Origin of the sequence: Microcystis sp. LE19-10.1B (genome assembly GCF_027530565.1) — a bacterium.
Classification (GTDB): Bacteria; Cyanobacteriota; Cyanobacteriia; order Cyanobacteriales; family Microcystaceae; genus Microcystis; species Microcystis aeruginosa.
On record NZ_JAPZQM010000681.1, the window covers coordinates 1 to 2083 of the forward strand.

General features: G+C 34.2%; 2 protein-coding genes. Both read left to right on the plus strand.

The features are described 5' to 3' along the window. The first annotated feature begins 936 nt into the window (after positions 1-936). Positions 937-1251: a nucleotidyltransferase domain-containing protein gene (locus O9332_RS24385; RefSeq protein WP_002737075.1), complete on the plus strand. Its 315-nt coding sequence runs from the start codon at positions 937-939 to the stop codon at positions 1249-1251. Further along, the gene (locus tag O9332_RS24390; RefSeq protein ID WP_002760499.1) at positions 1248-1646 is read left to right on the plus strand and encodes a HEPN domain-containing protein; all 399 of its coding nucleotides are present in this window, start codon (positions 1248-1250) and stop codon (positions 1644-1646) included. Before O9332_RS24385 ends, O9332_RS24390 begins: the two co-directional genes overlap by 4 nt. Positions 1647-2083: the final 437 nt, after the last annotated feature.

Sequence of the window (2083 nt, forward strand, 5' to 3'; positions counted from 1 at the left end):
ATATTTTCTATTATTTCCAGGTTTCCTCTCATCGGGTAAATCATCTAATTCTTGACGTAAAAATTGCATTAATTCCGAAATTTCTAGGGTTGCCGCTTTTTGAGCCATCTTGGAATAATTTGACGTGCTGGTGGATTTCTATCTCACCCATTTTACCTTAGCTGACAATAATTATAAATTTTTATTTCCCTTGAATTCCCTATTCTAAAAACAGAACTATAGCGTTTTTCAGTCTGCTGAGGTACAAAAGTTATGGGTTTTAGGCACTCATGCAAGAGGCAAAAGGCAAAAGGGAAGAAAAATAGGTGTACCTCACTAGCTTAGGAAACGCTATATCTTCCTGAATTAACCCCGTTCATTCTCAGCCAACCTCTTTGATTGCTTGAGTATTTATACTTAATTTGTCCAGCCAATTGTTTTTTTTAGTGATCGCCTCTCCCCGAAAATAGTTACTTTGTACTTTATTTTCAATGCCAAAATCGGGGTTAATGCTCTATTTATTTCAAAATGAGAATTGCTGTTCATTCAATCATTCAAATCACAGTTTAGACTTATTATGTGATTACTGGGATGGACTATGATTGATTATTGATGAAGACTTGTTGAATACAACACAATCATAGTATTCATTCAATCATTTCAATCATAGTTTAGACTTATTATGTGATTACTGGGATGGACTATGATTGATTATTGATGAAGACTTGCCAAATACAATACAATCATAGTATTCATTCAATCATTCAAATCACAGTTTAGACTTATTATGTGATTACTGGGATGGACTATAATTGATCATTGATGAAGGTTGGCTGAATACAACACAATCATAGTATTCATTCAATCATTCAAATCACAGTTTAGACTTATTATGGGATTATGGGATGGATTATATTGTTAATATTGTTTTGCAGTACAAAAAGGTAATAAAAAATCATGGACAAACAACTATTACTCAATAAAATTAAACAAGCAGTACAAGCGATCGAACCACAAGCGCAAATATTTCTTTATGGTTCACGGGCGCGGAATGATGCTCAACCAGACTCTGATTGGGATATATTAGTATTAGTTGATGGGATCACCAACCCTACTCGCACATCTCAAATCCGTCGTCAAATTTATGAAATCGAATGGGAAACAGAAGAAGTTATTTGTACCATTGTTCGCAGCAAAAATCAATGGGAACATCCCTTATTACAAACTACTCCTTTCTGGCAATCAGTTAACAAAGAAGCTATTATGCTATGAGTAAAAATTCCCCTCACGATCAACTAATTAGGTATCGTTTAAATCGTGCAGAGGAAGCTTATCAAGATGCTTGTTCTCTTGCTGATGGTGCAAGATGGAATAGTTGTATCAATCGTCTATACTATAGTTGCTTTTATGCTGTTACGGCTTTACTTGCTTATGATAATCTCTCATCTCCAAAACATACAGGTGTCCGTAGTCTCTTCAACAAAAATTACATCCGTAGCGAAATTATTTCAAAAGACTTTGGTGCAGTTTATAACGAATTGTTTGAATACCGTCTCGAAGCAGATTATACAGACTTTGCAGATTTTGATGAATTACAAGTTATTCCTTTCATTGCAAAAGTGAGAGATTTTTTAAATATAATTTCAGACCTGCTTCCTACTGATTAAATGACAAAAGTATTGTATGGCAATACATTAAGTAAAGAGCATCTCAATACACAAATGATGCGACAGTCACATCCATCGTCTTAACTGCGATCAATTTGACTATGGGATGGACTATGATTGATCATTGATGAAGACTTGCCGAATACAACACAATCATAGTATTCATTCAATCATTCAAATCATAGTTTAGACTTATTATGGGATTACCGTTGGTGCTTCTCATCCATGCCCCTTAGATTACTAGATTTTGTCCCCCCCTGAACGGTTACTTCAAGGGAGAAAAAGCGATCGGGCTATAATAGACCTCTTGCATAATTTTTTTATGGTATAATATAAGGTTTTGCTTTTTTCTCAATTCTTAGATTGAAGTGGAAAAAAGAATAAAATGTGATCTTAGGTCAGGAAATCATCTATAATTTTGCTATGTTTATTAGCAA